We start from the raw sequence: 26,401 nt of genomic DNA on the forward strand, positions 1-26,401 counted from the left end.
AAGGTTAACATATTTTAACCACCAACAAGAGTACATACATTGTTTTTTGGCACAAGTATTGCATTAAACCTATCAGATTTTTTTTCATAGATTTGGGTTAGGTTAGTAAAACGGATGATAGCAACGGTTATCATCCGTTTTTTTGTATCTATGATATACGCAACCTTTTAAGTATCTGTTCATCATTACATAAAACAGACACTATGAAAAGAATCTTACTAGCCATTTTAATCGCATCTATACTTGCATTACTTACTGCTTGCGATAAGAACAATAAAAACACCCAATACACCCCTATAAATCAAAGAATATTATTTCAAGTGGAGTATATTAATTATGCCTGGATATATCAGCACAATGGTTATCTGATAGATTGTTCCGGCAATATATATTCATTCAACAATCCGGAAAACTGGAATTTTATTGAAGATAATGGTACGATTAGTGAAGTTGCCATGAATGAAAACCTGTTATCTACCGATTCGATTATATATACTCTTGATGATGCTAATCTGGAAAATAAGCAATACAAAATTAATCATGCAGTAAAAGGAAATATTTCAGATCTTAAATGTGAAATGGTAGATGCTGGAACGATAGTGTATTCGACTTTTACTCTGAATAAACGAACCCATAAATACAAGCAGGTAATACTAAATCAGTGGGGTGATTGTAGTAGAGAAAACAGCTCAGCTGCTGCCAAGGATTTATATGAATGGCTGCGATATGTAGAAGAAAATTATCTTTTGAATAATTAATAATAACCTACTTTCTCAATTCCTCATGTTCAGATTATTCTATTAATTTTGCTGTTGATCTGATTTTAACCGCGGGGAATGAAAATATTTAAGCAATTACTTATTATTCTAGTCATTAATTTTGCCGGTGAGCTTATTAGCGAAACATTATCTGAACCCTTACCGGGAAGTATTATTGGTATGCTAATTCTACTAATTCTATTATTGACGGGTTTAGTTAAGGAAAAGCACATTGCCGAGACAGCCACTTTTTTATTGGATAACATGCCTTTTTTCTTTATTCCGGCTGGCGTAAGCGTAATGGTTTCGTATCAGTTTTTGGACGGACATTTGGCTGCAACCATCAGCACCATTGTATTATCTACCCTTTTTGTAATGATTGTTACTGGCTTGGTAACACAGTTCTTAATAAAAAGTAAGAAAGATGACTGAAACACTAACCAATACTCACCTGTTTGGCATTTTACTTACTTTGGGATTGTATTATGGATGCCTCTGGTTACGTAAACGATTACAAAAAAACTATATTAACCCATTACTAATAAGTGCTTTTTTAATTATTATAATTCTTACACAGGTTCAAATACCATACGAGCATTATACAAAGGGAGCTAATTTTATCCACGCTTTCCTAGGTCCGGTTACTGTGGTACTGGCCCTTCCCTTATACCGCCAGCGTAAACTATTGGTACAACATAAATTTTCGATATTAGGAGGTATATTTAGTGGTGTTGCAGCATCTTTTATATCAGTTATTGTGTTATGCCGCGTATTTCATTTAAATGAAATACTGGAGCGCTCTCTTATACCCCACTCCGTTACTACGCCTATTGGAATAGCGGTAAGTAATTCGTTGGAAGCCATAGAAGGCATTACAGTCATTTCTATTATTATTACCGGCTTACTTGGAGCTTCCATCGCTAAAATACTGTACCGTATTCTGCGAATTACTCATCCCATTGCAAAAGGATTAACTCTGGGTACTTCTGCACATGTTTTAGGCACAACTAAAGCCATTGAAATGGGAGAAACAGAAGGTGCTGTTAGTAGTTTAGCAATTGGTGTAGCAGCTATTACAACTGTTATAATGGTAACTGTTTTGCAGGTTTGGGGTTTGTATTGAAGAACTATATAATTGTCAAAACCAGTCTATGAAATATCTTTTGATTTTTATTTTAAGCATCTTTTTCACCAAGATAAATGCTCAATACCAAGGCCCTATCGACGCAATTACAGATGGATATGGTGCTAATGGCAAGAACGATGTGTCGGTAATGAATATTACTAACGATTATTGGGCGCTAAGGGACATTTCTATTTTCTACCCATTAGATATTTCGAATCCTGTTCCAACCATTTTTTATTCGCATGGATATGCATCTGTAGATACTGCTTTTCATATTGAGACCTTACGACATCTGGCATCTCGTGGATATGCTGTTGTTTTTGTACCTTATAAATCAATTGGTATTGATAATACCGAACGTTATGCCACACTTAGAAATGGCTTTATAAAAGCCGCCAGAACGGCCACATCCATTATTGATACAACCCGTGTTGGATTTTTTGGACAATCATTTGGAGGCGGAGCCACTCCTGCCAATGCTTATAAATTATTTACCCATTACAATTGGGGAGTTAACGGACGTTTTATGTATTGCTCAGCTCCCTGGTATTCGTTTGAAATAACACAAGACGAATTATTAAACTTCTCTTCCAACTGCAATCTATTAACTGTATTATACAATGATGATACCTCTAATGACCATCGTATGGGCATGGATATCTTTAATACAATCTCCATTGACAAAGACCACAAAGATTGCTTAATAGCTTATTCATCAACCATTGATGATTACAATTATGATGCAGATCACACTCTTCCTGCCCAATATACAAACAACGCTGAATTTGATGCTTTAGACTACTATGTTACTTTTCGTTTGCTGGATGCTTTGGCTGATTACACATTCACTGGTAATGTTACTGCCAAACAAATTGCGTTGAGTAGCGGCAGTACTGAACAGATTGAGATGGGATTATTACCCAACTTATTGTGGAGCGACAACCCTGAGCCAATATATGATCAAACAAAATATAACTCCCCATGTGGTAGCGAATACAATCCAAGAATTGAGTATTGTGATTCTAGTGTTGGCATTGATCTGGCTACTATTAATGAAAGTAATCCAATTGTATTTCCTAATCCTGCTAATGATATTTTAAATGTAAACCTCGATGATAATTCGGATGAATTACTAGTAGAAATTTATAATTCAAAAGGTTGTCTTTTACTTCAGGAATACAATCAAAAAACAATTCATATTACCCATTTAAAGTCTGGAGTTTATTTTTGTTTAATAAGCTCCTGCAATAATCAACAATGCATCAAATTTGTTAAATCAAAATAAAAAAGCGCATGACTACCGTTTCGTCATGCGCATTTTTTTAAAGGGTTGTAGGCATTTAATTAAACCTCTTCTATTTATAAACTACAACCCACTCTTCCAAGATTTTTATTTTGATTGCTAACTCAGCCAAAATTCTAACGAAAGCATTCTATATAAATGCTATTAAGAAATTGACAATATTTATTGAAGCCTTGGCAGACTTCAGGATTTTTCAAGCTTATTTTTGAGTAAGGTTTATTTTATTCTAATTAAACAGTTGCTCATAAATGGCAACCAACTCTTCTTTTTTTACTTCACCATTAAAACTCTTTTCTCTGTTTTTAATGGCGTCTAATACTTTTTGCGAATCTTCTTTTGAAAGATATACGCCAACTTCATTTAAAACAGACTGTATAATAGCACTTCCGGAATGCTTGCCTATCACAAACGAACTACTTTGCCCAATATCCTGAGGGTTAAAAGCATGATAACTCATTGGATTATTAATCAGGCTACGACAGTGTATACCCGATTCATGTGAGAAAACTCTTTCACCAACAATGGGTTTTGACACAGAGTTTTTTCGTCCTGAAACCTTCTCGATGTAATTACTTAATTCGGTGCAGGTCTCAAGGTTAATCCTATTGTTTTGATGAACCGAATAGTTTAAAGCAGCCACCACTTCTTCTAAAGCAGCATTGCCAGCTCGCTCACCCAAACCATTTACTGTTAATGAAGCGCAAGTAGCTCCCGATTGCAATGCAACCAAAGTATTGGCAGTTGCCATACCCAAATCATTATGAGCATGGAACTCCAACTCTATTCCTTTACAAAGCTCCTTGTAACGTTTAAACATTTCAGCGGTGCTTAATGGATGCATAATACCTACTGTATCGGCCAAGCGAATACGATTAGCTCCCAAACCCACTGCTTCTGAAATAAATTCTTCCAGAAAAGCAGGATCAGTACGAGATGCATCTTGTGCACCCACTGATACAAACTCAAACATATCAAGAGCCTGCCTCAACACCGATTGAAGCGAATGCATTAACCAGCTTCGATCTTTATTCATCGACGACAGGTGAATTGCAGATACGGGGAAGGAAATATTGATCCGCTCAGCTCCTGTACGTAGCGACGCTTCTATATCGGAACGGTGTGCACGCGCCCAACAAGTGGAGTCAAATCTAAACCCCTGTGCTATTAATGCCTTAATATCTTTTTCTTCTTTAGATGAAATTATAGGCGTACCTATCTCAAGCTCCTGAACTCCTGCCTCATCAAGCAAAGCAGCAATTTTCATTTTTTCTTCTAACGAAAAAGAAACACCCGGAGCCTGTTCTCCATCACGCAAAGTCGTATCTATTAATTTATAGGCCATAGCAAAGGGGTTTAAATTTGTATTTTTTGAAAAAGGTTTTTAGACCTCGAATTATTAGACTTTATCTATAAATGTACACCCATTGCAATGTGCAAATCAGTCTAAATTTTATAAAAGTCTAACATTCTAAAATTTAGTCTGTAATCAAATATTCTTCAACTGCTTCTCCTTCTTCCAACGCATCTAATATTTCATCAATTCGCTCTTCAGTAACACCACCATACCAAAGGTTATTTGGGTGGATTACCATGATAGGTCCTTGGGAACATACATTCAAACATCCTGTTGTTGAAACAGTAACGTCTAAACCGCGGTCACCACACTCTTCCATTAAATAGGTAAGTAAATCAGTAGCACCGTTTTTATTACAGTAACCTTGTGCATCGCCCGCCATACGGAACGAGTTACACACTAAAATGTGATAATCTGGCTTTTTCATACTATTCGTTTTTTTGTTTAGTTTATTTATGTCTGTTATTATTAGTATCAAGTAGCAAGACAGAAGTATCAGGATTATAATTCGTCATAACAACACTTCTGCCTTCTGCCTTTAAACTGTTCTACTTTTAAAATATCAACCACAACCTGAAGCATTACCGGTACATCCTGAACCACACTTAAATACTTCGGACTTGCATAAGGTTCTTAACTCTGTTCCTTTATACACATGATCAAGTCCCTGATCAATCATTCCGCTCATTTCTATTACCTTAATACCACTTTTCGAAAGAATTTTTGATGGCTTTGGACCAATTCCACCCACCAACATCGAACGACAATCATTTAAGGTATCAGCCAGTTCCAACCAGCGCTTATCACCTATTCCTCTATCAGGTGTTGTTCTGATATTAACCAACTTGTAGCCGTTAGGAGTTTCTTTGAATACATGAATACGATCTGCCTCACCTAAATGCTGATTAACCAAAATACCTTCCATACTGGCCACCGCCACATATGGTCTTTCTTCACCATCATTTATAGTTAGTTTAGCAGCTTCAGAAAGCAATTGCGCCGCTTCAGCTGAGTCTTTACCCAGTAGCCCCGCTGCATCGGCCCTGCAGCGTGCACAGTGCGACATAGGTGGCAAATAAGTTTCAACTTTTTGGCGCAATGCTTTCATCCACTCCGACGATGGTTCTGTTAAATCCTCGAATGGCGTATCTTTAACCGGAAACAATGGAATGGTATTCATTAAGTCCACTCCCATTTCCGCAATTTTTTCTGCAACTTCTTCAATTTCATTATCGTTAACTCCCGGAATAACAATAGAGTTAACCTTAACAACCATATCTAATGATTTCATTTTTTTGATGGCTGCTACTTGTTTCTCAAGAAGGACTTCTCCTGCACTCTTACCAAAATAACCTCTTTTATCGTAACGTACCCATCCATAGATTTTCTCCAATGTTTCGGGACGGAAGCTATTTAATGTAACGGTAACATGCGATACATCCAGTTCTTTCAACTCATCAATATAAGGTCCAACGTTTAACCCATTGGTTGATACACACAACAACATATCAGGAAACTCTTCCTTCACCAATCGTAGTGTCTTCATGGTTTTCTCAGCATTGGCAAACGGATCACCGGGACCTGCAATACCCACCACTGTTAATTCGGGCATTATATTTTTTAGATTTTTTACGTACTCTAAAGCTTGTTCTGGTTGAAGAACATTACTGGTTACACCAGGTCTACTCTCATTTACACAGTCGAACTTTCGATTACAGTAATTACACTTCACATTACATTGAGGTGCTACTGGTAAATGAACCCTTGCATTGGTATGATGCGCTCCCTTATTAAAACACGGATGTTTAGTAAAATCTTTCATGAGAGTATATTTAAAGAGGTTTATAATCTATAATCGGTTATTAAATGTATTTGTATCCTATTGGTGAATTGTCTTGTTTATATTCAATCAGTGAATTCACTATTCGATCAAACAATTCTTGTGTGCCTTCATAGCCAATATGCTTAATTCGTTGACCACCCAGGCGATCGTGAATAGGAAATCCGACACGAACAATAGGTATTTTTAAATCGCGGGCTATGTAATATCCTTTACTGTTACCCACTATAAAGTCAGGATTAAGCTCATGAGCCTGTTCATTTATTTGTTCAAAATCCGAATCAGACATCACTTTAATGGTTTCAGCATTTGAAGGACAATAGTGCTTTAATCTTTCTGTTAGATTATTATTGGCTCCGCTGGCTGCTAGTATCACTTCCACACCTATTTCATCAAGAAAAGCACAGATACCCAATACTAAATCTTCTTCGCCGTACACAATAGCTTTTTTACCAAAAACATATTTATGTCCATCGGCATATGAATCTAATAAGCGCGCTCTTTGTGATTCGTACTTATCAGGCATTTCGTAACCGCTCACCTTACCAATATTTTCGAATAAGGTATCGGTTGCTTTTACTCCAATAGGTAAAATGGTTTGATGATTTGTTACACCATGTTCTTTTTCTAACCAGGCAGCAGCACTTAAATTCCCGCTATTATTTTTACCAACACTTACTTTAGTAAATTCACCCATTTCAAAAGTAGCCTTAGCACCACCGCTTAACTTGATATCTTTAATGGATGTGCCTCCTTTAGGAACTCTGTAATACTTATCCCAGGCACCGTTATCAAGTGTATCGGAATAATCGGGTAAAATGGTAGCATCCAAACCGCAATCAGCAAATATTTCTTTTAAATGACGAATATCAGCCGGAGAAACCAGGTTAGGCAACACATTTACCTTATCGTTAGGAGTATTATCCTTGGCATATGTTTTTACCATTTGTAATATGGTGGCATGAAAACCATCCATATGCGTTCCCTGATAACTTGGTGTTGAAACCGTAAATAAATCAGGCCATTCCTCCTCATTAGTCAGGCTTTTGATATGTTTCAACATCAGAGCCACATCTTCACCAATGGTTTCACTCAGACAAGTGGTTGCTACACCTACAGCCTTTGGTTTGTACTGACCAATTACGTTTCCTAATGCAACTTTCAGATTTTCGGCTCCACCAAAAATGGTGGTTTCTTCACTAAAGTTGGATGATGCAATATCAACGGGTTCTTTATAATGACTGATCATATATCTGCGGATGTAAGTGGCACATCCTTGCGAACCATGAATGACAGGAACACATCCTTCGATGCCTTTTAAGGCAATGCTGGCGCCCAGTGGCGAACACAACTTACATGCGTTACGCGTTGAAACAAAAGGGCGTATATCTTTTAATCTTGGTAACTTATCCATAGCTATTCATTTTCGGTGGTTGATGATGATGGTCTGTTGAAAAACTGCCATACCGGGCTGCAAACCGATGCATACACCTCTTTGGCAAAGTTTAACATGCCTTCGTATCCGGCCAAGGCTTCCTTGCGTTCGTGGTTATGATCGCAAAAACCTAAACCAAGTTTGTAAGCTATGGGGCGTTCTTTAACACCACCAATGAATAAGTCTACTCCTTTTTCTTTCACAAATTCCGATAATTCATTTGGGTTGGAGTCATCTACAATAACAGTTCCTGCGTCGCAAAGCTTTGTTAAAAGGTTATAATCGTCTTTATTACCTGTTTGCGAGCCAACAACCGCAGTTTCCATTCCCAATAAACGCAAGGCTTTTACCAGGCTGATTGCTTTAAAAGCACCACCAACATAAATAGCTGCTTTTTTACCGGTTAATTTTTGTTTGTATGGTTCAAGAGCCGGAATTAACTCTTGTATTTCGTTGGAAACTAATGTACGGGCTTTATTCAACATCTCATCATTTTTAAAGAATGAGGCAACCTCGTACAAAGCTTCAGACATATCTTCAATTCCGAAGTATGAAACCTTTTTAAACGGTATACCATACTTCTCTTTCATTTCTTTGGCCAGATGCATCATCGATCCGGAGCACTGAACCACGTTTAATGAAGCTTTATGGCATTTACGTATTTCGTTTATACGTCCATCACCTGTTAAGCAGGTAATAATATTAACACCAATACGCTCATAATAATCTTTTAAGATCCAAAGTTCACCTGCCAGGTTAAAGTCACCCAGTATATTAATACTGTATTCAGGTGCTTGGTAATCATCATCGGTACCAACTAATGTTGAAAGTGCGTCGCAAGCAGCTTTGTATCCATCTTTTTTGGTTCCTTTAAATCCTTCAGCCATCACAGGTATTACATCAATACCTTGCTCTTTTGATACTTCTCTACAAACAGCGTCTACATCATCTCCAATAACGCCAACAATACAAGTTGAGTAAACAAAAGCAGCTTTGGGATTATACGATTCTATTAATTCAGTTAAAGCTTTTTTCAGTTTGGGTTCACCGCCAAAAACTACATCTTTCTCTCTCAGGTCGGTTGAGAAACTTAAGCGGTGTAATTGAGGTCCTGATGACATTGCTCCACGTATATCCCAGGTGTAGGCCGCACACCCTATAGGGCCATGGATTAAATGCAGTGCATCAGCAATAGGGTAAAGTACCACCCTTGATCCACAGAAAACACAAGCTCTTTGACTAACACTACCTGCCGTACTTTTCTTTTCACAAGCCAAGTCGTGCTCTGAGCTTCCTATGGTATGTATTTGAGTATTTCTTTCTTTTATTAACCTTTCCATCGTCGTCATTTTTATAGGTTAATTACCTCTATTTTGTAGTATCATTATCTATTAGAAACAGTCAATAATGATTGGAGTATTAAAAAAACCGGAGAAGTAGCCCATTTGAAACGTCAAGAGTAAATGGTGTATGATGCATTACAAAGGTCAATCTAATTTTAGAGAGAATGTTATAGCAGACACATTTCAAAGTTGATGAGAGCTATCTTACAACCGGTTGTTTTATTTTTTATTTCAAACAAACTTTTTTGCTTGAAGAAATGGATTGACGAGAAAGGAAGCAGGAGAATGAATATTTAAAACTGGAATGTGTCATAAAAGGTAGAGAAAAACTTCTCCTGCTCCCTGGTCATCAATTCATTTATTATAGGCTCAATAAATTGCAATTACATTGTCAATTCTACTTTCTCATCCGGACAAGTAGCATCCTGGTAGTTCATGATCTCATTAAGCATCTTTTCTAAGATACGGATACCTCCCATGTAACCTAAAGTTGGGAAGTAGCTATGTCCAACTCTATCTAGGATAGGGAATCCCATTCTTACGAAAGGAATGTTTTCATCACGAGCAATATACTTACCGTATGTATTACCCATTAACAAATCAACTCCCTCTTCCTTAATCCATTGGTGCATTAAGAACATATCTGCTTGTGGACCGTTTTTAAATTTAGCTTCAGGGCAACGCTCGCTTAATAATTCGCTCATGCGTTTTTCGAATTTCTTACCAGGAGTACCAGATACGATGTAAACAGGCTTCATATCCATATCTAATAAGAACTCTGTCAATGGGATTAATTGATCAGGATCACCATAAAGAGCAACACGCTTACCATATAGGTATTGGTGCATATCAGTGATTAAATCCATTAATTTACCACGTTCGTCGCTGATTGATTCTGGTACAGAAACTCCAGCTACTTTAGATAATGCTTGAATGAAACGGTCTGTTGCCTTGATACCAATAGGTAGATCTTCCTGAGTAAAGGCTACTTTACAACTGTTATCCAAAGCAATAGCAGCTTTATTGGTTGCCCATTCTCCAAGAGCTAACGTATGAAGACTATCACCCATGCTTACCATTTCAGGAATAGTAGTTCCTCCTTTTGGATACATAGCGTACTTACCTGTCATTGGGGTATCTAACACGTCAGAGGTATCAGGCAACAATACGTTGTTTATTTTCATCAAGCCCATGATACGCTTCAGTTCTTTCATATCTGAAGGCTCAACCCAACCTGACAATAAGTTGATTTGATTAATCAGTTTGTCAGTTTTTGTAGGGAAATATTTTACAATTCCTTCCAACATGTTGGCATAACCAGTAACGTGGCTTCCTACATAACTTGGTGTTGGCGCTTGAATAACGTGCTTTCCTTCTGGAATTTTACCATCAGTTTTTGCTTTGGTAACAATCTGACCTAAGTCATCACCAATTGTTTCTGATAAACAAGTTGAGTGAACAGCGATAATATCTGGTTCGTAAATTTGGAAGATATTTCCAATTGCTTGCAACAGGTTACTTTGTCCACCAAATACTGAAGATCCTTCGGTAAATGAACTGGTGGCAGCCATTACTGGCTCTTTATAGTGACGTGTTAAGGCACTTCGGTGATATGAGCAACATCCTTGCGAACCGTGGCTATGTGGTAAACATCCATGAATACCAAGGGCTGCGTACATGGCTCCTACCGGCTGACAAGTTTTAGCCGGGTTTACGGTTAAAGCCTTTCTTTCTTTTACTTTATCTGTTGTATGACGTAATAACATATTGTATCCTCCTATCCGTTAAAAGCGAAACTTCCTACAATCTCTGGCTCTGATTTCCATGGTGCATCAACCATCTTCCAGATATCGGTACCTAACATTCTTTCCATTTCAACATAGAAATTGATAGCTCCTTCAAATCCGGCATATGGACCACCATAATCATAAGAGTGTAACTGCTTTAAAGGCACCCCTAATTTCTGAACCACATATTTTTCTTTAATCCCTGCACAGAACATATCTGGCTTGTAGAACTCAATTAACTTTTCAGTTTCCCAATGGTTAACATCATCAATTACCAACGAATTCTTTTTCATCTCAGGCATCATTCCAACATAATCGCTGAATTCCATACCTTTTTCTTCCATTGCTTTTTTCTTGGCAACTAAATCATCGCGGAAAAGCTCTTCATCTTTAGTAACGGTAATCTCTTCGATGTTACGTGAATCAGCATCAATTTTGATGTTTGGAATTACGTGACGTCCTTCATAGTCATCGCGGTGAGCAAACTCATAACCGGCAGAAACAGTAGTAACACCTAGTTCATTGAAAAGATCCTGATAGTGGTGAGCACGTGATCCTCCTACGAACATCATGGCTAATTTACCTTCAGTTTTTGGCTTCACAGCTGCTTTTACAGCTTCTACCTTAGCCATTTCTCTTGCAACGATTTCTTCCACTTTAGCCGTTAATTCCGCATCATCGAAAAACTCAGCTACTTTGCGAAGCGACTTAGCAGTACCTTCAGCACTAATGAAGTTTACTTTAAACCAAGGAATACCGTATTTTTCTTCCATCATCTCAGCGATGTAGTTGATAGAACGGTGACACATTACAAGGTTTAAGTCAGCAGTGTGTGAGTATTCCATACTCTTGATAGTAGAGTTTCCTGAGAAAGTAGATAGCAACTCTATACCAGCTTCTTCGAACAAACGCTCTAATTCAAAAGCATCACCACCAATATTATATTCACCTAACAGGTTAATTTGGAATTTACCTTTACGATCGCGATCGTTAAGACCTACTACGTTTTTAAACACCTGATTGTTGGCAATATGGTGACCAGCAGACTGTGATACACCGCGATAACCTTCACAACTAAAACCAAAAATATTAATTCCAGTTTCTTCTTTCATCTCGCGGGCTACTGCATGAACATCATCACCAATCAAACCTACAGGACATGTTGAGAAAATACCTATTGCTTTTGGATTGAAAAGTTCCATTGCTTCGCGGATAGCATCTTTTAGTTTAGCCTCTCCACCGAATACGATGTTCTCATCTTGCATATCTGTTGAGAAAGCGTACATCATGAAGTTATCCTCTCCCTCAGCTGGGCGGGTTTGGTTACGGCGCGTCAACCATGCGTAGAAACTACATCCGATAGGACCGTGAACTAAGTTGATAATGTCGCGTGTAGGTCCTAATACTACCCCTTTACAACCAGCATAAGTACAACCTCTTTGAGTAATAATTCCAGGAATAGTACGTATGTTAGCTTGAATTTCTTGCTCTTCAGAAGGGTCGTTAACAACCATCCCTTTCTTACGTTTCTTAGCAATTTTTGTAGGGTATTTAGCCAATATCTCATCCATCAATTCTGATGGATCTGGCAATCCGTTTGTGATATCTTTCTTTTTTACCATTGCACTCATTTTTTAAATATCCAACACTGCATCTCCGCTTTCGCCGGTTCTAACGCTGATTGCTTCTCCCATTGGAAGGACGAAAATTTTTCCGTCACCAGGTCCCGGTGTTTGGTTAGCTTCGATAATTGTTTCAACACATGTTTCCACTTTATTGCTTGGTACTACAATTTGTATTACTCTTTGTGGACGCAAACGCGGTTCTTTTCCCAGAAGTTCAAGTGCCTCAGGAGTATCGTTTTTAGCTCCTTCTATTACTTTAGCATCCCATAAGCCTTTTCCTCTACCAAAAACTTTACCTGTTGCAGTCATTGAAGTGATACCTGCATCTCTTAAAGCTCTTTTGGTTTCGTTCATCTTATCGATGCGAATTATGGCCATTACACATTTCATATGCTTAATTTTTTAATGGTCATATGAAACTTACCGAAATCAGTACTAATCTTTATTTGTTAAAGAGGAATGGTACCCAGCACCTTTTTCGGTTAGTTACATAGATTCAGGTTAATTGATTAAAGTTCCTTACTACCTCTACTGATAGTGTATGATTCGTCAACTGGCGAAATAAAGATTTTACCATCTCCGAATGCACCTTTAGGTTCAGTGCGGGCTGCTTCCATAATAGTAGTTACTGCAAAGTCTTTATCTTCGTCTTTTACTACCATCAACAACATTTCTTTTGGAAGCTCATCATAAGTAACATCACCAATTTTAATACCTCGCTGCTTACCACGACCTACAACAGGCATTTTTGTAACAGCTATGTAACCAGCTTCGAATAAAGCTTTCAATACTTTACTTGTTTTTTCAGGGCGAACAATCGCTTTTATCATTAACATAGTCGATTCGTTTTAGTAAGTTATTTGTCTGAGTTTAATTTATTATTTACCAATCGTTTGACTAACAAATTAGTTAGCAATACCAAAGTCGATTAATAATTTTTCAAGTTCTTCAATCTCTAATGGATCTGGAATTACGAACATTTCGTTTGAATCGATAGCTTTTGCTAATGCGCGATATTCGTTTGCTTGATTGTGTTCTGGAGCAAATTCGATAACAGTTTTTCTGTTGATCTCAGCTTGTTGAACCATGTTATCACGAGGTACGAAGTGAATCATTTGAGTACCAATTTGCTTAGCTAACTGCTCAATCATTTCTCTTTCGTTATCTACTTTACGTGAGTTACAGATCAAACCACCTAAACGTACAGTACCTGCTTGTGCATACTTCTTAATACCTTTACAAATGTTATTAGCAGCATACATAGCCATCATCTCACCTGATACTACAATGTAGATTTCTTCTGCCTTACCATCACGAATAGGCATTGCGAAACCACCACATACAACATCACCTAATACATCGTAGAAAGTATACTCAGTTTCGAATTTTTCATCCCATGCACCTAATTGCTCTAATAGGTTAATAGAAGTAATGATACCACGACCAGCACAACCTACTCCTGGTTCTGGACCTCCTGACTCTACGCATCGTACTTCTCCGTATCCTCTTTTTACTACATCATCTAATTCTACATCCTCACCTTCTTCACGAAGAGTATCTAATACTGTTTTTTGTGCCAATCCACCAAGTAACAAACGTGTTGAATCCGCTTTAGGGTCACATCCAACTACCATTACGTTTTTACCCATTTCTACAAGACCGGCTACTGTGTTTTGTGTTGTGGTAGATTTACCGATACCACCTTTTCCGTAAATTGCAACTTTTCTCATGACTCTTAATTTTAATGGTTATTATCTGTCCTCCCTTAAAACACACAATGTGCCAATGACAAATATCATGTTGCATATTTTTTTACCAAACACATCGTAATACTCTTATTATCTGACATTTAAAATTTTATAAATAATTTTTTATGATTTTGGCATAGGTGTTTTTTCCTACATTTATGTAGAAACCTCCTTTATTGGTGACATTTCGCGCAAAAAACCGATAAAACACAGTATAACTGACACTTAAAAACGAAAGCCTTAATGTAAGTTCACATTTATGTTACATTTAGTGTCATTTTAGCTTCACCAAATATGGCTTGTTAAAGAACACTAAAACTTCAAAACTTCCCTTTTAATGCGGCAAAACAATATGTGTATGGCATAGATGTTGTTTTCTGAAGGCAACTCAAAATAATTACAATGAAACTTAACAACTATATATATATAGGTCTACTATTGATTTTGATGAGCACTATACAAACTAGTGCCAATGCACAAATTGATTCTGTCCAATCAGAAGTTCAGAAACAGTATCCGGGTTTAGGAAAAGCAGCTTCAGGAATATTCTTTTCTGAAAAACCTTGGTCGGTTAGTGGATTTGGTGAAATAAATGGTGTCGGCTATAATTACACACCTCCTAAAGCTGAACTGGGCGATGTAGAATTATATTATACGTCTTTATATAGGTTAGCATCCTTTTTTGGTTATCGCTTTACCGATAAGTTTATTTTTAATTCAGAAATTCAAGTTGAATATTTAACTGATGGCAGCGAAAGCCATACCGAACTAAATTTTGAACTGTTCTTTGATTACCGTTTTAATAAGGCATTTAATCTCCGCACAGGTTTTCAGCCAATATCTATAGGTTATATTAATAGTAACGATGAACCTTTATTATTTTATTCTGTAAACAGGCCCGAAGTAGAACGTATTATTATACCAACCACCTGGATTGAACTGGGTGTGGGTGCATACGGTCAAATTTCTCCCAAATTAAATTACTTTGTAAATTTTGTAACTGGGCTTGATGGCAAGGACTTTACAAGTGCAACATGGGTAAGAAGCGGACGCGATGCTTTTGATTTCAGATCATACGGGCTATCACCTCAATTAATCTATACACCACGTGCTGATCTTGATTTAAGTGTCTCTGGATATTTTGGAATAAATAAGCCGAACTCCTATAATATAGATGATAACAGTTTTGAGACTAACTCCAGACTTTCCATTTATTCGGGATATGTAAGATATACACCTAAAAACTTTCGTTTCTTGATGGTAGGTACCTATGGACGATTAACAGATACAGAAGGTATTTATCAACTAACAAAAGATGTTGACGGAAAGGGCCAGGTATTAGGAGAACAAGTGTATGGCGGATATTTTGAAGCTGGGGTTGATATACTTCATTGGCTGTGGCCTCAACGTAAAGACTGCCATAATAAATTGTATAGCACCAAAGAAATGAAATTACCCTTATTTATTAGGGCTGAACATTTAAATACACACGGTAAGGTTTCTGAGGTACTTTCGAAATACGATCGCGTTCAAAGCTACTTAAACATATTGGCTCTTGGAATAAATTTTAATATGTCCGAACACCTCGTATTAAAAATGAATTACCAGTTAAGAAAAGATTTAACTCCTCAAGAATTTTCAATTGAATCAGGAAATATCTTCGAGTTTGGTTTAGGTTTTGAATTTTAGCAATGAAATTCCCTATTATATTTCATCCCTCAATACATTCTATGTATTGGGGGATTTATTTTTCCATCATATATTCCGGTTTCTCAAGAGCTGTAAATCCATATTGTTTATATAATCCATGAGCATCAGCTGTGGATAAACGCCAACGCTTAATTATTGCCAAATCTACATCTTCCATTATTGAAGTCATTAACTTCTTTCCTGCTCCTTTACCTTGATAATCGGGTAATACAAAAACATCTAATAACCATGCAAAAACTGCATAATCGGTTATCACTCGTGCAAATCCAATTTGTTGGTCATTGCTATAAATACCGTAACAGATTGAATTTTGAATTGATTTCTCTATTACTTCTCTGGTCCGCCCTTGTGCCCAATACGATTCTTTTGACAAATATTTACATATAACATCCAGGTCTAATAAACCTTTATCTTTTGAAATAGTGTACATTTTTTCGAGATATGAGTAGGCTCACCAAGATAATAAATTACTACAATTAATAATGACTTGAATAGCAGAGCAAAGTCATTCAATTATCCATTCAACGGCAGCATCGATCGTTGAGAACGGTTTAATTTTAAGAGCACCTTCTTTCTCCTCTCCTAAGGTGGGATAAACAACAATTTTTGGCTTATTACATATTACCGCCAATTTAATTTTATAAAAACATTCGTTTTGCTTTAAATAACCCATCAGCATTTTAAATGAGTCCATATTCATGTTTAAATCGCAATCTAACAAATTATTAATAACCCCTTTTAGTTTATCAGTTAATAAATCATTTTCTTTCAGATTTTCCCAACTATTAATAATCTCATTAACATCCACCGAATTCTTAAAATCCCTAATAAGAATAGCATCTGGAAAGTCAGAATGTTTTTTGTATAAAATACTCATATCATTAGGTTTTGGTTAAAATCAAAAATGATAATGCGTATTTAATATAACACTTTTCCTTTAAAAGATCAACAATCAACCTGTTGAAAATTCATGAATGCTATTATTTTAATTTAACTTAAATAAAAACTAACTATTATTCAGGTAGTATCTTTCAATCTCAGTATTCAAAAATGGAATAGAACAAAATACAACAGTTAAGAAATCTAATTTGATTAATATTTAAATCATATAAATAATACATTAACTTGATTTAACTCTTTAAAATAATATTCAACATTCTATGGCATGCGTATTGTAATATTACTATCAGATTTTTTTTCATAGATTTGGGTTAGGTTAATAAAAAAGGATGATAACGTTGGTTATCATCCTTTTTTTTAAAGATTAAATTATTTCAAACGAATACATTACATCTTTGAAACTAACATTTTATAAACAGCCTCAGCCCACTTATCATCCGCATTTAAACTTTCGGTAAAATTAAACTCTCCCCCACCATTTTCAATAAACAACTCTTTATATTGCTCACCAATTTCTAGCGTAGTCTCTAAACAATCTGCCACAAACGATGGAGAAACCACTAACAAATTTTTGATGCCTTTTTTTGCTAATTCTTCAATAGTCACATCTGTATACGGTTTTATCCAAGGCGATTTGCCTAACCTGCTCTGAAAAGAGGTGGTATATTTTTCCTCACTGAGGCCTGTTTCTGCAGCAATTAATTTGGTTGTATTAAAACAGGCAGAACGATAACAGAAACGTTGAACCTTATTTTCCTTTTCACATTGACAGTTTGGCCAGGTACATAATTTATTGTTTTGCTTTTGAATGTTTTCTAAATGCCGCTCCGGTATACCATGATAACTAAATAACACATGATTGGGTTTCTTTTCCTGCATATCAGCCTCTACTTTTTGAGCAAAAGCCTTAATATATTCAGGTTCATCATGATAATCATTAATAAATTCAATGGAAGGAATCACTTCCCATTTTGAAATGATTTCCATTACTTTTTGCGCTACCGATCCAACAGTAGCAGAAGCATATTGTGGGAAAAGTGGTAAAACAACAATACGTTCAACAGCCTTTTCTTTTAACTTATTAAGTCCTGATTCAACAGATGGACTTTGATATCTCATAGCCAGTTCAACTACTGTTTCATCGCCATCATTATTAAAAAGTCCTTGAAGTTTATTTACCAGTTGCTGGCCATAAACCATTAGAGGGGAACCATTTTCTAGCCATAACTTATTGTACTCAACAGAAACCTTTCTTGAACGAAAGGGAGCAATAATCCCACGCACTAATAGAAAACGCTTCCAAAAAGGAATATCTATAACGCGACCGTCCATTAAAAATTCTGCCAGATACTTTTTTACATCTTTACGCTTATAACTGTCTGGCGTACCTAAATTAACTATTAATATGCCTGTTGTACTCATTAAATTGCTTTTCAGATCTACCTTTAAACACTATCCAACTGTCTTTGTTCATAAATATCGCAAAAGAAATAAACAATAAATCAATTTTTCTAAGTGTTAAAATCCTTATACCTTACAAAGAAACTTTTAATTTTATCAGAACCAAATAGAGATGCATAACATGTAAAGACCTAATATTTTACCAAATACTTACGATTACCCCTAAAAAACAAGACCTCGAATTTATATTTAGTATAAATTAAGCCAATAAACTTACATTTCGTAAGGGTGTGTTAAATATTTTGTATTTTTGAAGTGAGAATACAACCACAATAAAAGCCTATGAAGATAAATTGTAGAAAAGTTGGAGATGAATGTTACGGATTTAGAGAACTAACTTTACTTTTTGACATAAGTCGGCGCCTTCTTGAAAGTAAAGAGTTAAATAAAGACCTAAATCCTATATTGGCCTCACTGGTGAAACACTTAGAGGCAGAACGAAGCTTTGTTACAATATTTAATCGACAGAATAAACAAATACTCATTAAATCGGCATACGGCCTTAGTGAATCACAACAGGCTCGTGGAAAATACAATTTAGGAGAAGGAATAATCGGAAAAGTTATTGAATTAGCTAAGCCGGTTGTAATACCCGAGATTTCTAAATCGAAACTATTCATTAATAAAACCAAAGCCGAATTAACAAAAGACGGACAGGAATTAACCTATATATGTGTACCTCTATTGTTAGACAATGTAGTTTCCGGAGCTCTTAGTGTAATTAGAATATATAATCCAAAAATTGAAAGCAGTGAAGATATTCAGCTGCTAAGTATTGTTGGATCAATGATTGCCAAAACAGCACGCTACAAACAAGAGAAACTGGAAGAATTGGAGCGTTTGCGTGAAGAAAACAGAAATCTTCAGAGCCAGATTAACGAAACTAAAAATCATAATATTATAGGTAACTCGGGCAAAATGAAAGATTTATTTGCCCTGGTAAATCGCGTGGCAGAAACGAACAGTACCGTTTTATTAAGGGGTGAAAGTGGTATTGGTAAAGAGTTATTTGCTGAAGCTATTCACAATAACAGTAATCGTAAAAATAAAAGCCTGATAAAAGTAAACTGTTCTGCACTTCCTGAATCATTGATAGAAAGTGAACTATTCGGTCATGAAAAAGGAGCATTTACGGGTGCTGATCAACAACGAAAAGGAAGGTTTGAATTAGCTCATGGAGGTACCATATTTTTGGATGAAATTGGTGATTTACCTCTACCCACTCAGGTTAAACTTTTACGAGTAATTCAAGAGCGGGAATTTGAACGAATAGGAGGTTCAGAAACAATAAAGACAGATGTTCGCATAATAGCTGCTACCAACCGAAACCTTGAAGAACAGATAGAAAAGGGTGAGTACCGTGAGGATTTATATTACAGAATCAACGTATTCCCTATTTTCATTCCACCGTTGCGAGAAAGAAGAGATGACATCCCAACATTGGTTGATCATTTCATCGATAAATTCAATAAAAAGAATAACCGAAAGATAAAACGGATTACCACATCAGCCATTAACATGCTGATGGTGCACAGATGGCCTGGTAACGTTCGTGAACTCGAAAACGTTATTGAAAGAGCCTGTATTATGTGTAAAGATGATGTTGTGCATAGCTACGACCTCCCTCCTACACTCCAAACTGCTGATTCGACCAATACAGGTTTAGAAGGTGGAATGGTTCCAATAATTGAGCAAGTTGAAACACAATTAATTCGTGATGCTCTAACTACCACCAAAGGTAATATCACCAAAGCTGCAGAAGTATTAAAAATTACCGAACGAATGTTAGGAACACGAATTAAAAAATACGAAATTGACGCTTGGAGGTTTAAAGTATAAAGCAGATCATACAATGTGGAACAATTCATTAAAATACGAACTAATTGATTTAAATAATAAAGAGCATACCAATGCTCTTTTTCTTTTAATGGATAATTATATGAGAGATCCGATGGGATCTGAAAAACCATTATCAGAGGATTTATTCGATAAAATGAAAGAAGGCTTGAAAAAGCAAAATAACTACGTTGGAGTACTTTTAAAACACCACTCGCAATATGTTGGGTTAGCTAATTGCTTTTATGCATTTTCAACGTTTAAAGCAGCCCGCTTATTAAATATCCACGATTTTATTGTTTTAAAAAGTCAAAGAGGTTATGGATTGGGACATCAATTAATGAAAGCAGTTAAAGAAGTAGCTTCTAAAAACAGTTGTTGTAAAATAACCCTGGAAGTCAGAACCGATAATCCGGTTGCCCAGAATCTGTATTTAAGTGAAGGATTTGACAAAACCGATCCTGAATATTTATTCTGGCAAAATAACATTCTATAAAATAAAAAAGGGCCACACGGCCCTTTCTAATATTTTGATCAGATAAGATTACTTAACAATCTCAATCAATTCTACTTCAAAAATTAATGCTGCAAAAGGAGGAATTACACCACCTGCACCTCTTGATCCATAACCTAGCTCATAAGGAACATACAAAACAGCTTTACCACCTTCTTTCATCAATTGTAATCCTTCAGTCCAACCAGGTATTACACCATTCAATGGAAATTCAATAGGCTCACCTCTGTCAAGTGAACTATCAAACTTAGTACCATCAATTAAAGTTCCTGTATAATGCACTTTAACAGTACTTGTGGCTTCCGGAGTATTACCAGTACCTTCTTCTATAATTTTATATTGCAATCCACTTTCGGTTGTTTTCACCCCTTCTTTCTGTGCATTTGCTGCTAAAAAGTCTTCACCTTCTTTTCTTTTCTCATAGGTAACAGCATCGTTAGCCTCTTGCATAGTTAACTGACCACTTTTAGTTAGCTGCTCTCTTACTCCTGCTGCAACCAATTCTGGATCTAGTCCTTCCATATTTGAAAGTTGATTGGCAATTAAAATACCATAACCATAACTTAAGCTATCACTTTGTGTAGTTAATTTTGCTGGTTGATTAGAACCATTCTGTTGACAAGCAATTGCTCCTAAAGCTACAACTACCGCAACCATCAATTTTGAAATCGATTTCTTATTCATTTGTTTCATTTTTATTTCGCCCAAAGATATATAAATAGTGATAGGAAACTAAAGATTATGATGATATGATAAAAAAACAGGCATTGAAAACTCAACACCTGTTCTTGATTATTATATTCCTTTATTTATAAAAATTCATATCGAACAAAAGCTTCAAAGGCTTCGTACTCAGCCATGCCTAATTCGTTATACAACTGTGCTGTACCTCTATTTCGGTCTTCTGCTCTTTGCCAAAACTCACGGCTATCACCACCCAAGAACATGGCGCCATCTTTTTGCGATTGATGCTTAAAAATAGCATTACGCTTACGCATTAATTCATCCGGACTAATTGGCACTGCCATTTCAATATTGTGAATTTCCCACTCATGCCATGCTCCACGATACAACCACACCCAGCAATCTTTCATCCACTCTTCTTTCTTCAACTGATCAATCGCCTGAAATATTGCATCTAAACAAACACGGTGTGTACCATGCGGATCAGATAGGTCACCGGCTGCAAAAATCTGATGAGGCTTTACTTCTTTAATTAGGTCTGCAATTATTTTTACATCCTCTTTACCGATAGGCTTCTTCTCCACTCCACCTGTTTCATAAAAAGGTAAATTTAAGAAGTGAGTGTTACTCTCTTTTACATTTGCATATCTACAACCTGCTTTTGCTTCACCAACACGAATTAAAGTTTTGATTCTTCGTATTTCAGGCAAATCAATTTGATCATGTTTTTTGTTAGCTATAAATTTCCTGATTTTATCATGCTCCGCTTTTATTTGCTTTGAATCTAAATTAAGACCACCCGTATAATCACCGATAAAATCAATGTAACGTAGCACATCATCATCTGAAACAGCCAAGTTACCTGATACTTGATACGCAACATGCACATCATGTCCCTGATCTACCAGGCGAAGCATAGTACCTCCCATTGAAATTACATCATCATCGGGGTGCGGACTAAATATGATAACCTTTTTCTTATCCGGAGATTTTCTTTCCGGACGATAAGTATCATCGGCATTGGGTTTACCACCCGGCCAGCCGGTAATAGTATGCTGAAGTTCGTTAAAAATACGAATATTAACCTGATAGGCAGATCCTTTTTCAGCAATTATATCGCCCATTCCATTATCGTTATAATCACGATCGGTTAGTTTTAAAATAGGCTTATTTACTTGCTGACACAACCAAACAACCGCTTTCTTCACTAAACGATCATTCCAAACAACACTATCAATTAACCACGGCGTTTTAACTCTTGTCAACTCATTACCTGCTGCTTCATCTACAATCACATGACAATTTTCGTGTTTTTGCAAAAACGATGATGGTACTTCCTCTGAAATCTCTCCTTCTACCGTTTTTTGAATAATAGCAGCTTTTCCCTCACCCCATGCCAGCACTCTAATGCGTTTTGCTTTTAAAATGGTAGTTATTCCCATTGTAATTGCTTTACGGGGCACATTATCTTTTCCAAAAAAGTCTGATGCTGCAACCGTACGAGTAATATCATCTAAAGAAACAATACGCGTAAGTGAATTTGATGATGAACCTGGTTCATTTAAACCAATATGTCCGGTTCCTCCAATACCAAGGATTTGCATATCAATACCACCTACTTTTTCGATTTGCTCCTCAAAGGTTCTACAGAAATCGTATATCTTTTCTTGCGGAAGTGTTGCATCCAATCCAAAGATGTTTTCTTTAGGAATATCAATGCGATCGTAAAATTTCTCACTGATATTTCGGCTAAAGCTTTGCAATGCATTTGGGGCAATAGGATAATACTCCATTACATTAAAAACAATCACATTCTTAAAGCTTAAGCCATCTTTTTTGTGCATACTAACCAACTCGTCGTACACCTCACTTGGAGCTGACCCAACGGCTAATCCAAGAACGCATTTTTTGCTTTCTAGCTCTTTAATCTTAATGATGGAAGCAATTTCAGAAGCCAATGCCTTTGAACCTTCGGTTGAAGATCCATAGATTTTTGTAGCAATTTTTTCTTCTTTCGTGATTAATGACCGTAGATACGGATCATCATGATAGCCTTCATTCTTAAATTTTCCGGCTGGTGAAATTTTTTGATTAAATTTTTCTATCATAACATTAAATGTTAATGTGATTGTGCTTTAAGATAGATGGCAAATTTATAATTTAAATTGATTAAAAATAACAAGAAACAAAGAAAATATAACCTTTTAACTATTTTTAATAAGCTTTCGAAAGCTTTCGTTTAATTACTAGTTTTCCTTCCTTACGCTCCTTTTTCTACTTATCAACCCTCTAAATCAGAAAATTACATACAAATTACAACAACCAACAAGTAAGATCAACCAAAAACTGCTATTACACACAAAAATTAACGGTCAATAATTGAGTGGTATAAAACATCCTGAATATTGGTTCTCACATTCGACTCTATCAGTTTTTTGTTGTACGAATGCGGATGGATGCGATTAGAAAGAAATATATATATAAGGTCGTAGTCGGGATCGATCCAAACCATAGTACCCGAAAATCCGGTATGGCCATATGACGAAGGTGATACCAGCAAAGAAGCCGGACTTTGTTTCTCAGGATCTAGCTCTGGCTTATCTACCCCCAGGCCTCTTCTATTAATAGAATCATGACGAGAAGTAAAATAATCGATGGTTTGAGCATCAAAAAATTTAATTCCCCCGTAACGCCCCTTATTTAAAAACATCTGAGAAATTTTAGCCAAGTCACCTGCATTTGCAAAGATTCCGGCATTGGTTGCCACGCCTCCTATCATTGCAGCTCCTTGATCATGAACATAGCCATGCAAAAGCTCTTTTCTAAAAGATTTATCATTTTCGGTAGGAACAATTACACTTTCATCATACCTATCCAAGGGCTTGTATAGCAATTTATCAGCACCAAGTTTTTGGGTAAAATTGGTATAATAGTATTCATCTATAGATTGATGCAACTTTTCATCTAATACCAGATGAAGAAAATGATAACCTAAATCACTATATCTATAGTCCTTTTTCTCTCTTAATTTCGAACCATAAGCCGCCGCTTTCATAGTATCTAAATAACTACTATTCATAAACAAGCCTTTACTAACCCGAATGGCAAAAACTGAATTTTTGTGATTTTGAAAAACATCTTTCCGGTATTTGGCATTTCTATTTTGGTAGTACCAATTATCGAGCTTTATATTATATGTTGATGAATATCGGCCACTATGTAAACTTCTTCCATTTAACGATTCCTCATCAATTGCATTGGTATGAAACGGTATAAAACTTCTTAAACCAGATTGATGTAAGAGTAAATCCTTAATGGTTATATCCCTTTTGTCTGTTGTATCAATACCGGGTAAATAATGGATAAGTGAGTCATTGATATCTATCCTATTTTCCTCATATAGTTTCATTAACACAGGCAACGTTGCACATAACTTTGTAACAGATGCAATATCGTACAAATCATTATTTTGAGTCTTTATCCTTTTGGAATATGTATGATAGCCATATGCTTTTTGCCATACAATTTCCCCTTTTCTAGCTATCAAAATCTGTGCTCCTGGTGTTGCTTTATCCTTGATTGCTTTAGAAATAATATCATTAACCTCATGCAGAGTATCTGAACTCATACCAATAGCTTCAGGTAAAGAAAAAGCCAACCGCAACTTAGTCAATGATAGATTTTCAAATCCATAATCATAAAGATGATATGCTTTAGGGTTATCTCCGGTTATTCCAAAACCACTCATCATGGCCTGAGCTATCATATCCCATGTTATATCCTGTTCATCTTCTGCAACCACAATTGCATCAAATGCCTTTAATAATGAAGAATTGAAAAAAGGTGCATCCTGTCCCTTTGCAACCAAAACTTTGTTCACATTTTTCAGTGATTGATTCTTCCTTATTTCCTCAGTAATAGCTATTAATTTCTCCTGACTATCGCAAAGGACAATGTACATATTAAATCCATCAACCGAATCAATAGCATTTTTTACATTGGGCAGATAAAAACCCAGCCTATTAACAAAATCATCATTTTCATTAGTTCTATAATCATTTACTGAAACAATGGTTTGTTCAACATCAGTAACGGGAAATATCTTTTTCTTCTGATAGATAGCAATAGATTTTCTATAAGCAGCCAGTCTTAGCGCAGTTTGTTCCTGGGCAACTTTCAAAGAGGGAATCTTATCTAATTTTTGCTTGAGGCCCAAAGTATCCACTTTGTAACTATCGAGGAGCTGCGACTCCCTCAAAAGCAAATTGTACTCATATGCTCTAACTAAACTGGCATGATCTCTTGCAAAGTTCTCCGAATAAAACAAAAAACCTTTTTCCAGTAAGTCTTCAAATGATAATTGTAATGAAACTTCGCCGTGCCAATTCAAAAAACTCAATTCACCATACAAATCCTTCTCCCAATAAGTTAAACCTCCGGGCACTATTCTCTCTGTTTGAAAATGTTTATAGGGAAGTGTTTTTTTTATGTCATCAGGAAAATCCACAACCTGATAATCTTTAATATGCAACAGAGAATCTGACCATACCGATAATACATCATTACCTTTTCCATTTTGCATCAGTATACCATTCGCTCCCTTTAGCGTTTCAAACAATAATGCGGATAGTTTTAAACTATCGATAAAGCCTTGGGAGGTAATAGATTTCAATAAAGTGTTCGAAGGAAAACTGTATGCCAAATCATGTTTCTTACCGTACCTAAGATCTACTACCAGCTCCGAATTTTTATTCGATTCTTTTTCATCATCAGAAGCTATTAAAAACCCGGGTGGATAATCATACTCTGATTGTTGAGTAGATGAAGGTACAACAAATAGTGAAGCCAACTTCTCAGCATAATTATTACCTATACTATCTAATTCCGGAGATGCAAAAACCGACCGACAAACAGCTAACAACAATACAAACAACAGGTATTTGGTCATATTCACTTTTTTGAGAAGTTCGAAATAAA

Annotated in this window: 23 protein-coding genes; 7 read left to right on the plus strand and 16 right to left on the minus strand. The window is 36.1% G+C overall.

Annotated elements, in window-relative coordinates:
- Positions 1–203: 203 nt before the first annotated feature.
- The 4 genes from KEM10_RS04830 (at position 204) to KEM10_RS04845 (ending at position 3,169) form a co-directional block, all read left to right on the plus strand.
- Positions 204–758, plus strand: coding sequence for a hypothetical protein (locus KEM10_RS04830; RefSeq protein WP_212214198.1), 555 nt, complete (start codon positions 204–206; stop codon positions 756–758).
- Between the two features lie 78 nt (positions 759–836).
- Positions 837–1,190, plus strand: a complete 354-nt coding sequence (locus KEM10_RS04835) for a CidA/LrgA family protein (protein WP_212214201.1) — start codon at positions 837–839, stop codon at positions 1,188–1,190.
- Positions 1,183–1,881, plus strand: a complete 699-nt coding sequence (locus KEM10_RS04840) for an LrgB family protein (RefSeq protein WP_212214205.1) — start codon at positions 1,183–1,185, stop codon at positions 1,879–1,881. The genes KEM10_RS04835 and KEM10_RS04840 overlap by 8 nt, the downstream gene beginning before the upstream one ends.
- 28 nt (positions 1,882–1,909) lie before the next feature.
- Entirely contained in the window at positions 1,910–3,169 is a 1,260-nt protein-coding gene (locus tag KEM10_RS04845; protein WP_212214208.1) for a T9SS type A sorting domain-containing protein, read from the plus strand.
- Positions 3,170–3,413: 244 nt separating this feature from the next.
- On the opposite strand, the gene KEM10_RS04850 is transcribed toward KEM10_RS04845, so the two are convergent.
- The 10 genes from KEM10_RS04850 to nifH all read right to left on the minus strand — a co-directional run bounded on the left by KEM10_RS04850 (position 3,414) and on the right by nifH (position 14,301).
- Entirely contained in the window at positions 3,414–4,529 is a 1,116-nt protein-coding gene (locus tag KEM10_RS04850) for a homocitrate synthase/isopropylmalate synthase family protein (protein WP_212214210.1), read from the minus strand.
- 133 nt (positions 4,530–4,662) lie between these two features.
- Positions 4,663–4,968, minus strand: coding sequence for a (2Fe-2S) ferredoxin domain-containing protein (locus KEM10_RS04855; RefSeq protein ID WP_212214212.1), 306 nt, complete (start codon positions 4,966–4,968; stop codon positions 4,663–4,665).
- A gap of 135 nt (positions 4,969–5,103) precedes the next feature.
- On the minus strand, positions 5,104–6,363 hold the full coding sequence (gene nifB / locus KEM10_RS04860) for a nitrogenase cofactor biosynthesis protein NifB (RefSeq protein ID WP_212214215.1): 1,260 nt from the start codon (positions 6,361–6,363) through the stop codon (positions 5,104–5,106).
- A 40-nt stretch (positions 6,364–6,403) separates the two neighbouring features.
- Positions 6,404–7,795: a nitrogenase component 1 gene (locus KEM10_RS04865; protein WP_212214218.1), complete on the minus strand. Its 1,392-nt coding sequence runs from the start codon at positions 7,793–7,795 to the stop codon at positions 6,404–6,406.
- Positions 7,796–7,797: 2 nt separating this feature from the next.
- A complete protein-coding gene (gene nifE, locus KEM10_RS04870; protein ID WP_212214220.1) occupies positions 7,798–9,156 on the minus strand; it encodes a nitrogenase iron-molybdenum cofactor biosynthesis protein NifE in 1,359 nt (452 codons plus the stop codon).
- Between the two features lie 386 nt (positions 9,157–9,542).
- Positions 9,543–10,925, minus strand: a complete 1,383-nt coding sequence (gene nifK / locus KEM10_RS04875; RefSeq protein WP_212214222.1) for a nitrogenase molybdenum-iron protein subunit beta — start codon at positions 10,923–10,925, stop codon at positions 9,543–9,545.
- An 11-nt stretch (positions 10,926–10,936) separates the two neighbouring features.
- Entirely contained in the window at positions 10,937–12,568 is a 1,632-nt protein-coding gene (gene nifD, locus KEM10_RS04880; protein ID WP_212214224.1) for a nitrogenase molybdenum-iron protein alpha chain, read from the minus strand.
- 12 nt (positions 12,569–12,580) lie between these two features.
- Positions 12,581–12,961 (minus strand): P-II family nitrogen regulator, encoded by a 381-nt coding sequence (locus KEM10_RS04885; protein ID WP_212214225.1) that lies wholly within the window; start codon positions 12,959–12,961, stop codon positions 12,581–12,583.
- A 119-nt stretch (positions 12,962–13,080) separates the two neighbouring features.
- The gene (locus KEM10_RS04890; protein WP_212214227.1) at positions 13,081–13,407 is read right to left on the minus strand and encodes a P-II family nitrogen regulator; all 327 of its coding nucleotides are present in this window, start codon (positions 13,405–13,407) and stop codon (positions 13,081–13,083) included.
- 69 nt (positions 13,408–13,476) lie between these two features.
- Positions 13,477–14,301, minus strand: a complete 825-nt coding sequence (nifH, locus tag KEM10_RS04895) for a nitrogenase iron protein (protein WP_212214229.1) — start codon at positions 14,299–14,301, stop codon at positions 13,477–13,479.
- A gap of 420 nt (positions 14,302–14,721) precedes the next feature.
- Between nifH and KEM10_RS04900 the strand changes: the two genes are divergently transcribed.
- On the plus strand, positions 14,722–16,008 hold the full coding sequence (locus KEM10_RS04900) for a hypothetical protein (protein WP_212214231.1): 1,287 nt from the start codon (positions 14,722–14,724) through the stop codon (positions 16,006–16,008).
- Between the two features lie 55 nt (positions 16,009–16,063).
- Here KEM10_RS04900 and KEM10_RS04905 read toward each other — a convergent pair whose 3' ends face one another.
- From KEM10_RS04905 to hemH, 3 genes are all read right to left on the minus strand, one after another.
- The gene (locus KEM10_RS04905; RefSeq protein WP_212214234.1) at positions 16,064–16,459 is read right to left on the minus strand and encodes a GNAT family N-acetyltransferase; all 396 of its coding nucleotides are present in this window, start codon (positions 16,457–16,459) and stop codon (positions 16,064–16,066) included.
- A gap of 75 nt (positions 16,460–16,534) precedes the next feature.
- Positions 16,535–16,906, minus strand: a complete 372-nt coding sequence (locus KEM10_RS04910; RefSeq protein WP_212214237.1) for a hypothetical protein — start codon at positions 16,904–16,906, stop codon at positions 16,535–16,537.
- A gap of 410 nt (positions 16,907–17,316) precedes the next feature.
- Complete coding sequence (gene hemH, locus KEM10_RS04915; protein WP_212214239.1) at positions 17,317–18,351, minus strand: ferrochelatase; 1,035 nt, start codon at positions 18,349–18,351, stop codon at positions 17,317–17,319.
- 321 nt (positions 18,352–18,672) lie between these two features.
- On the opposite strand from hemH, the gene KEM10_RS04920 reads away from it, so the two are divergent.
- Together KEM10_RS04920 and KEM10_RS04925 are read left to right on the plus strand one after the other, a co-directional pair.
- Positions 18,673–20,229 (plus strand): sigma-54 interaction domain-containing protein, encoded by a 1,557-nt coding sequence (locus KEM10_RS04920; protein ID WP_212214241.1) that lies wholly within the window; start codon positions 18,673–18,675, stop codon positions 20,227–20,229.
- Positions 20,230–20,242: 13 nt separating this feature from the next.
- Positions 20,243–20,722, plus strand: a complete 480-nt coding sequence (locus KEM10_RS04925) for a GNAT family N-acetyltransferase (RefSeq protein ID WP_212214242.1) — start codon at positions 20,243–20,245, stop codon at positions 20,720–20,722.
- Between the two features lie 48 nt (positions 20,723–20,770).
- On the opposite strand, the gene KEM10_RS04930 is transcribed toward KEM10_RS04925, so the two are convergent.
- The 3 genes from KEM10_RS04930 to KEM10_RS04940 form a co-directional block, all read right to left on the minus strand.
- Positions 20,771–21,424: an FKBP-type peptidyl-prolyl cis-trans isomerase gene (locus KEM10_RS04930; RefSeq protein WP_244825560.1), complete on the minus strand. Its 654-nt coding sequence runs from the start codon at positions 21,422–21,424 to the stop codon at positions 20,771–20,773.
- Positions 21,425–21,549: 125 nt separating this feature from the next.
- Positions 21,550–23,532, minus strand: coding sequence for a glucosamine-6-phosphate deaminase (locus KEM10_RS04935; RefSeq protein WP_212214243.1), 1,983 nt, complete (start codon positions 23,530–23,532; stop codon positions 21,550–21,552).
- A gap of 257 nt (positions 23,533–23,789) precedes the next feature.
- The gene (locus KEM10_RS04940) at positions 23,790–26,372 is read right to left on the minus strand and encodes a serine hydrolase domain-containing protein (RefSeq protein ID WP_212214244.1); all 2,583 of its coding nucleotides are present in this window, start codon (positions 26,370–26,372) and stop codon (positions 23,790–23,792) included.
- Positions 26,373–26,401 lie beyond the last annotated feature (29 nt).

It is taken from the genome of Carboxylicivirga linearis, assembly GCF_018271995.1.
GTDB lineage: Bacteria > Bacteroidota > Bacteroidia > Bacteroidales > Marinilabiliaceae > Carboxylicivirga > Carboxylicivirga linearis.